The sequence below is a fragment of the Stenotrophomonas sp. DDT-1 genome, assembly GCF_001580555.1.
GTDB lineage: Bacteria > Pseudomonadota > Gammaproteobacteria > Xanthomonadales > Xanthomonadaceae > Stenotrophomonas > Stenotrophomonas sepilia.
Genome location: NZ_LEKR01000036.1, coordinates 40365 through 48191 on the forward strand (window position 1 = coordinate 40365; position 7827 = coordinate 48191).

At 66.2% G+C, this 7827-nt stretch carries 8 protein-coding genes; 7 read left to right on the forward strand and 1 reads right to left on the reverse strand.

Features of this window, described 5'->3' with window-relative positions; genetic code table 11:
* From AB839_RS15855 to AB839_RS15880, 6 genes are all read left to right on the forward strand, one after another.
* Positions 1–360 carry a GntR family transcriptional regulator gene (locus AB839_RS15855; protein WP_005417481.1) on the forward strand — a complete coding sequence of 120 codons (360 nt, stop codon included), beginning with the start codon at positions 1–3 and terminating at the stop codon, positions 358–360.
* Positions 360–1235 (forward strand): ABC transporter ATP-binding protein, encoded by an 876-nt coding sequence (locus AB839_RS15860; RefSeq protein WP_061480097.1) that lies wholly within the window; start codon positions 360–362, stop codon positions 1233–1235. Before AB839_RS15855 ends, AB839_RS15860 begins: the two co-directional genes overlap by 1 nt.
* Positions 1232–2260, forward strand: coding sequence for an ABC-2 transporter permease (locus AB839_RS15865; RefSeq protein WP_061480098.1), 1029 nt, complete (start codon positions 1232–1234; stop codon positions 2258–2260). Before AB839_RS15860 ends, AB839_RS15865 begins: the two co-directional genes overlap by 4 nt.
* Before the next feature lie 25 nt (positions 2261–2285).
* Positions 2286–3173, forward strand: a complete 888-nt coding sequence (locus AB839_RS15870; protein WP_061480099.1) for a DUF4097 family beta strand repeat-containing protein — start codon at positions 2286–2288, stop codon at positions 3171–3173.
* A 29-nt stretch (positions 3174–3202) separates the two neighbouring features.
* Positions 3203–3808: a hypothetical protein gene (locus AB839_RS15875; protein ID WP_061480100.1), complete on the forward strand. Its 606-nt coding sequence runs from the start codon at positions 3203–3205 to the stop codon at positions 3806–3808.
* A gap of 106 nt (positions 3809–3914) precedes the next feature.
* Positions 3915–4340 carry a hypothetical protein gene (locus AB839_RS15880; RefSeq protein WP_061480101.1) on the forward strand — a complete coding sequence of 142 codons (426 nt, stop codon included), beginning with the start codon at positions 3915–3917 and terminating at the stop codon, positions 4338–4340.
* Positions 4341–4448: 108 nt separating this feature from the next.
* Here the strand turns inward: AB839_RS15880 and AB839_RS15885 are convergent, their stop codons facing one another.
* Positions 4449–5876 (reverse strand): class II fumarate hydratase, encoded by a 1428-nt coding sequence (locus AB839_RS15885; RefSeq protein WP_061480102.1) that lies wholly within the window; start codon positions 5874–5876, stop codon positions 4449–4451.
* 292 nt (positions 5877–6168) lie between these two features.
* Here AB839_RS15885 and purB point away from each other — a divergent pair, with 292 nt between their 5' ends.
* Entirely contained in the window at positions 6169–7536 is a 1368-nt protein-coding gene (gene purB, locus AB839_RS15890; protein ID WP_061480103.1) for an adenylosuccinate lyase, read from the forward strand.
* Positions 7537–7827 lie beyond the last annotated feature (291 nt).

A 7827-nucleotide genomic window follows, 5' to 3' on the forward strand; every position in this document is an offset into this window, starting at 1 on the left:
ATGAGCGACATCCAGTGGAGCGACGGCGCTCCCATCTACCGTCAATTGAAGGAGCGCGTGATCGCCATGATGCTCGACGGAATCCTGAAGCCGGGCGATGCCCTGCCTTCGGTGCGCCAGGTGGCCGCCGACTATCAACTCAACCCCATCACCGTTTCGCGCGCCTACCAGGAACTGGCCGATGAAGGCCTGGTCGAGAAGCGCCGCGGCCTGGGCATGTTCATGACCGAGCAGGCGGCCACGCAGCTGCGCAGCAGCGAGCGCGAGCGCTTCCTCAACGAAGAATGGCCCGCGGTGCTGGAGCGCATCCAGCGCCTGGGCCTGAGCCTTGACGAATTGCTGCCCCAGGGGAACGTCTGATGAACAGCACTGCAAGCGAACCAGTCATCACCGCGCGAGGCCTGCGCAAGGCCTACAGGACCACGGTAGCCCTCGACAACGCCAGCTTCAGCATTCCGAGCGGGCGCATCGTCGGCCTGATCGGCCCCAACGGCGCCGGCAAGACCACCGCACTGAAGGCCATCCTCGGCCTCACCTCGGTGGAAGGCGACCTGAGCGTGCTCGGCCGGGATCCGCGACTGCATCGCGACGAGCTGATGAATGACATCTGCTTCATCGCCGACGTCGCCGTGCTGCCGCGCTGGCTGAAGGTGCGCGAGGCGATCGACTTCGTCGCCGGCGTCCACCCGCGCTTCGACCGCGCCCGCTGCGAGCGCTTCCTGGCCAATACCAAGCTGCAACCGAAGCAGCGCGTGCGCGAACTGTCCAAGGGCATGATCGTGCAGCTGCACCTGGCGCTGGTGATGGCCATCGACGCCCGCATCCTGGTGCTGGACGAGCCCACTCTCGGCCTGGACATCCTCTATCGCAAGGAGTTCTACCAGCGCCTGCTGGAGGACTATTTCGACGAACAGAAGACCATCATCGTCACCACCCATCAGGTGGAAGAGATCGAGCACATCCTCAGCGACGTCATGTTCATCCGTGATGGCCGCATCGTGCTCGACGCGGACATGGACGATGTCGGCCAGCGCTACACCGAGCTGCTGGTCAACGCCGACCAGCTGGAGACCGCACGTGCGCTGAAGCCGATCGACGAGCGCAGCCTGGCGTTCGGCAAGACCGTGATGCTGTTCGATGGCGTGCCGCGCGCCCAGCTCTCCACCCTTGGCGAGACCCGCAGCCCGGGCCTGGCCGATCTGTTCGTCGCCATCATGAAGGGGACCTACGCATGAATGCCGTCAACCACCCCGTCAGCCCGATGGGCACCCTGCGCTGGCTGCTCAAGCGCGAGTACTGGGAGAACCGTGGCGGTTTCCTGTATGCACCGCTGATCGCCGGCCTGATCTCGCTGGTGATGAGCACCGTCGGCATCGCCTTCGGCCTGTTCGCCCTGCACCGGGCCGCGCGTGATGGTGGCCTGCACATCGACGGCGAAGACGTGAACATCAACGGCCTGGACCTGGCCCTGCTGACCCGCGACATCAGTGCCAAGGACCTGGCTGACCTTGGCAACGGCCTCGACCTGACCCTGGTGCTCAGCTCGGCCTGGCCGTTCCTGGTACTGGCCTTCGTGGTGTTTTTCTACTGCCTGGGTGCCCTGTACGACGACCGCCGCGACCGCAGCATCCTGTTCTGGAAGTCACTGCCGCTGTCGGATACCCAGACCGTGCTGTCCAAGGTGATCAGCGCACTGATCGTGGCCCCACTGATCGCGGTGATCGCCGGCATCATCACCATGTTCGGCTTCATGCTGGTGATCAGCATCGTCGCGCTGATGCACGGCGGCAGCCCGATGACCCTGATCTGGGGCCCGGCCAGCCCGCTGACCCTGGCCGCCGGCCACCTGGCCTGGATCCCGGTCTACGCCCTGTGGGCCCTGCCCACCGCCGGCTGGCTGCTGCTGTGCTCGGCCTGGGCCCGCAGCAAGCCGTTCCTGTGGGCGGTGATGCTGCCGCTGTTCGCCGGCGTCATCGTCAGCACCACCAAGGTGATGCCGCTGATCGGCCTGACCACGGGCTGGTTCTGGCAGAACATCGTTGGCCGGCTGCTGCTGGGCGGCGTACCGGGCACGGACCTGGTGTATCGCCTCAGCGCCGAGGAAGGCACGCGTCGCGACCTCGAATCGGTGGTCAGCCTGATGTCGCCGGCCTCGCAGCTGAAGTCACTGGCGATGCCGGAACTGTGGATCGGTGCTGCCGTCGGCGCCGTGTTCATCGTCCTTGCCATCCGTCTGCGCAAGCGCGCCGGCGAGATCTGATTCCATCCACCCGGAGGCACCACCCATGCGTTCCCTGCTCGCCTGTTCTGCGTTGTTGCTGTTGCCGCTGTCGGCGCTGGCCGCCGATGCTCCGAACTGCAAGTTCACCGCTGCCCGCGCGCTGAAGCTGGACGTGGCCGGTGCCAAAGCGGTGGTATTCGAGGTCAACCAGCATGACCTGAAGGTGGTCGCCAGCGCCGGCGGCGGCCAGTTGGACGGCCGCGCCTGCGCGTCCAGCCAGGAATGGCTGGAGCAGCTGGTACTGGACCAGCGCAAGGTGGGCGACAAGCTGGTGGTGAGCCTGCGCCGCGACGGCCGCCAGAGCGGCATCAGCCTGGGCAACAGCTATGCCTGGCTGGACATCCGTGGCAGCGTGCCGGACAACCTGCCGCTGCAGTTCAAGGTCGGCTCCGGCGATGCCAGTGTGGAAAATGCACAATCGCTGAGCGTGGACGTCGGATCTGGTGATGCCATCGTGCGTGGCACCCGCGGCAGCATCCATGCAGCGGTGGGTTCGGGCGACCTGGAAATTGACGGCGGCAGTTCGCTGAACCTGCTCTCGCTGGGTTCCGGCGACGTCAAGGTGCGCAACATCGGTGGCGATGCGGTCACCGGCACTGTCGGTTCGGGTGACCTGAAGATCAGCGATGTCCGCGGCAACGCACGACTGGACACGGTCGGTTCCGGCGACATCGGGTTCAAGCGCGTGCAAGGCAACGTCGAGGTCGGTGTGGTCGGCTCGGGCGATGTTGATCTGTCCGACATCGGCGGCAATGTGCATGTACGCAGCCACGGATCGGGGGACATCCAGGTCGATGGCGTGCGCGGCAGCCTGACCGTCGACCACAGCGGCAGCGGCGATGTCGGCCACCGCAACGTCAGCGGCGCCGTCACCCTGCCCCGTAAGAAGTAACCGCTACCTGACCGATCGAGGAAACTGCCATGAATCTGCTGCGCGTGCTGCCTGCCACCCTGCTGTGTCTGCCGCTGATCGCCTGCGGCGGCACGTCCTCCACGCCTGATACCACCGTCGGCAAAAGCGTGGCCGACGCGACCAGCGGGGTCGGCCAGACTGTCAAGGAGGCCATGGACGATGCCCGCAAGGACATCACTCAGGGCAACATCAAGATCTCGGCCGACAAGCAGCCGCGTGCCGAGATCACCCCGGATGGCCACCTGCTGATCGACGGCAAGGACGTGCCGGCCAACGAAACCCAGCGCCAACGGCTGCTGGAATATCGCGGCCACGTCGTCGCCATTGCAATGGACGGCATGGATGTCGGCCTGGCTGGCGCCAAGCTCGGCGCCAGCGCTGCCGGCGAAGCGCTGAAGGGCATTTTCAGCGGCGACAGCGAAGGCATCGAGAAGCGGATCAACGCCGAGGCCGAGAAGATCGAGGCCCAGGCCAAGCGCATCTGCAACCGCATGCCGGCGATGCTGGCCAGCCAGCAGGCACTGGCGCGTGAGCTGCCGGCGTTCAAGCCCTACGCAACGATGGACCAGAGTGACGTCGACGACTGCGGCAAGGACACCGTGGTCCAGCGCTAGGCCTGTGACAGATCAGCGCACCCGGCCGGCAGCGGCGCCCCGCTGCCGTCCGTAGCGTGCCGACCGGCTTACAATGGCGGCCCCGGACGCCCCCGAACCGAATGCCATGAAGAAGTTGTTCCTGCTGCTGGCCGCCCTGCTCTGCCTGGGCCTGGTCGGCTGTGACAAGGATTACCGCAACCACCGCGCCGAGCGCGGCAAGCCAAAGATTTCCGTCAGCGAAGGCATGGTGACCGTGCGTCGCCCGCCGGCACCGAACATCATCATCCTCGGCGATGGCACGATGAAGGTGGACGAGATCCAGATCCCGCTGGACCAGGGGCAGAAGCAGATGCTGCAGACGATGTTCGGCAGGCTGCAGGTGCTGCGCCAGAACACCCTGGTCGCCGCCCCGGCCGATCCCAACATGCAACCGGTGAAGATCCAGCCGCCGGAGGGCATGGAAGTGATTCCGGCGGACCTGATCCAGCGCATCCCCGAGTTCAAGGATTACACCGACACGTTCGGCAACATCGTCGCCGACCGTCGCTGAAGCAGAAACGCCGCCCCAGGGCGGCGTTTCCTTTTGTAGAGCCGAGCCCATGCTCGGCTACTGCCCGGAATCTGAGCCGAGCATGGGCTCGGCTCTACAACCAGCAGATCAACCGCCGGCGCCACCACCGCCAGCCTGGATGCCACCTGCGGTCAGTGCGGTCGGATCCAGCAGGCGCCGCAATTCGGCCTCCTTCAGCCCGCTGTCTTCCAGTGCCACGTCCAACACCGGGCGCTGTTCCTTGTAGGCACGCTTGGCAATGGCCGCGGCCTTCTCGTAGCCGATGATCGGGTTCAGTGCAGTAACCAGGATCGGATTGCGCGCCAGCGCTTCGGCCACGCGGTCCTCGCGCACCTTCAGCCCGGCGATCGCGCTGTCGGCCAGCAGCCGCGACACATTCGCGAGCAGGCCGATGCCATCGAGCAGGTTCACCGCGATCAGTGGCAGGGTGACGTTGAGCTGGAAGTTGCCGGTCTGTCCGGCCACGGTGATTGCCGTGTGGTGGCCGATCACCTGCGCGCAGGCCATCACGGTCGCTTCCGGAATCACCGGGTTGACCTTGCCCGGCATGATCGAGCTGCCCGGCTGCAGTGCCGGCAGTTCGATCTCGCCCAGCCCGGCCAGCGGACCGGCGTTCATCCAGCGAAGATCATTGGCGATCTTGATCAGCGCCACGGCCAGTGCATTGAGCTGGCCCGACAGTTCCACGGCATCATCCTGCGCGGCCAGGCCTTCGAACTTGTTCTCGGCGCTGTCGAACTTGAAACCGGTCTGTTGCTTCAGTGCCTTGGCTACCTGCGCGCCAAAACGCGGGTCGGCGTTGATGCCGGTGCCGATGGCGGTGCCACCCAGCGGCAGGCGGCGCACGCGCTTGAGGCTGTCTTCGATGCGCTCCTGCGCCGAGGCCAGCTGTGCCGACCATGCGCCGAACTCCTGCTCGAAGGTCAGTGGCATCGCGTCCATCAGGTGGGTACGGCCGGTCTTGACCACCTTGCGCAGGCTGCGACCCTTCTTGTCGAGAGTCTTGCGCAGGTGCACCAGCGCCGGCAGCAGCTGTTCGTGCGTGGCCAGCACCGCCGACACGCGCAATGCGGTCGGGATCACGTCGTTGGAGCTCTGCCCCTGGTTGACGTGGTCATTCGGGTGCACCACGGTCTTGCCGGACGTGCCAGCACGGTTGGCCAGGGTGGCGATGACCTCATTGGCATTCATGTTCGACGACGTGCCCGAACCGGTCTGGTAGACGTCGATCGGGAAGTGCGCGTCCCAGTTGCCGGCGGCCACTTCGGCAGCAGCGGCCTGGATGGCCTTGGCCACAGACTTCGGCAGATGTCCCAGCTCGGCGTTGACGCCGGCGGCGGCGCCCTTGACCAGGCCCAGGGCACGGATGAAACCGCGCGGCATGCGCTGGCCCGACACCGGGAAGTTCTGCACGGCACGCTGGGTCTGCGCGCCCCACAGGGCGTCTGCAGGCACCTGCAGCTCGCCCATGCTGTCGTGTTCGATTCTGAAACCCTTGCTTGCAGCTTTGCTCATTGCATCAACTCCGCACTACTTCAGTTGGGGAAAGGGAAGCGGCGGCTGGCAGGGTGTCGCTTCCCGGGCTGGCGGCTGCGCCAACGATACTCCCTTGCCCGCAGCGTGGGATGACGAGGACGGGCCAGAACGTTCCGTCCGCAGGGCCGTGTTGTAGAGCCGAGCCTGCGCTCGGCTGGCCCGTGGGCGCTGGATTACCCGGAGCAGCCGAGCGTAGGCTCGGCTCTACAGGGCACGCCTGCCCGGCACGTCGTAGAATATGGCCCCCGCCGCTCGTCCCAGCCCTGCCGACATGTCCGATTCCGCCCTGCTCGCCCTGTCCCCGCTCGATGGCCGCTATGCCGGCAAGGTCGACGCCCTGCGCCCGATCTTCTCCGAGTACGGCCTGATCAAGGCCCGCATCACGGTCGAGGTGGAATGGCTGCTGGCCCTGGCCGCCGAGCCGGGCATCGTCGAGCTGGCCCCGTTCTCCGATGCCGCCGTCGCCCGCCTGCGCGCGCTGGCCGCCCGTTTCAGCCCGGCCCAGGCCGCGCGTGTGAAGGAGATCGAGCGCACCACCAACCATGACGTCAAGGCGGTGGAGTATTTCATCAAGGAACAGCTGAAGGACGATTCCGAGCTGGCCCCGGCGCTGGAATTCGTGCATTTCGCCTGCACCAGCGAAGACATCAACAACCTCAGCTACGGCCTGATGCTGGAACAGGCCCGCCGTGAAGTGCTGCTGCCGACCCTGGACGGCATCGCCAGCACGCTGCGCACCCTGGCCCACGCCCAGGCCGGCCAGCCGATGCTGTCGCGCACCCACGGCCAGACCGCCTCGCCGACCACCCTGGGCAAGGAACTGGCCAACGTGGTCGCTCGCCTGGAACGCCAGCGCCGGCAGATCGCCGCGGTCGAACTGACCGGCAAGATCAACGGTGCGGTCGGCAACTACAACGCCCACATCGCCAGCTACCCGGACGTGGACTGGCCGGCCTTCGCCGAGCGCTTCGTGACCGGCCTGGGCCTGGTATTCAACCCGTACACCACGCAGATCGAGCCGCACGACAACGTGGCCGAGATCGGCGATGCCGCGCGCCGCGCCAACATCATCCTGATCGACCTGGCCCGCGACATCTGGGGCTACATCTCGCTGGGCTACTTCAAGCAGCGCCTGAAGGAAGGCGAAGTCGGCTCGTCGACGATGCCGCACAAGGTCAACCCGATCGACTTCGAGAATGCGGAAGGCAATTTCGGCATCGCCAACGCCCTGTTCGAGCACTTCAGCGCCAAGCTGCCGATCAGCCGCTGGCAGCGTGACCTGACCGATTCCACTGTGCTGCGTGCGCTGGGCACCGCGTTCGGCCACAGCCAGGTGGCGCTGGATTCGCTGGCCAAGGGCCTGGGCAAGCTGGAGGTGAACCCGCAGCGCCTGGATGCGGATCTGGACGCGGCCTGGGAAGTGCTGGCCGAGGCCGTGCAGACGGTGATGCGCCGCCATGGCCTGCCGAACCCGTACGAGCAGCTGAAGGCGCTGACCCGTGGCCAGGGCATCACGGCCGAGTCGATGCGTGCGTTCGTGCAGGGGCTGGAGCTGCCGGCGGATGCGAAGCAGCGCCTGCTGGAGATGACCCCGGGCAGCTACACCGGTCTGGCCGAGTCGCTGGCGAAGAAGATCTAAGGTTTTCCTGCGGCGGCGGCCGCGGGCGCTGCCTGCGGCAGGCAACGGCAACAGCAACGTCAAAAACGGCTCTGGATTGCTGTTGTGCTTGGCGGGGCGGGTTGGGTTCGCGGGGGACGCCGTGAATCCGTCCGTGGAGGCTTGGCAGCCGCATCCATGCGGCTGACTGATCTGGCCCCCCGTCAGCGGACGCCAAGAAGCGATACTTTGATCGCACTTGGAGGTCCCTTATGTCCCGTATCACCCGTCGTAGCTACACCGATGAGTTCAAGCACCAAGCCGTGGAGTTGG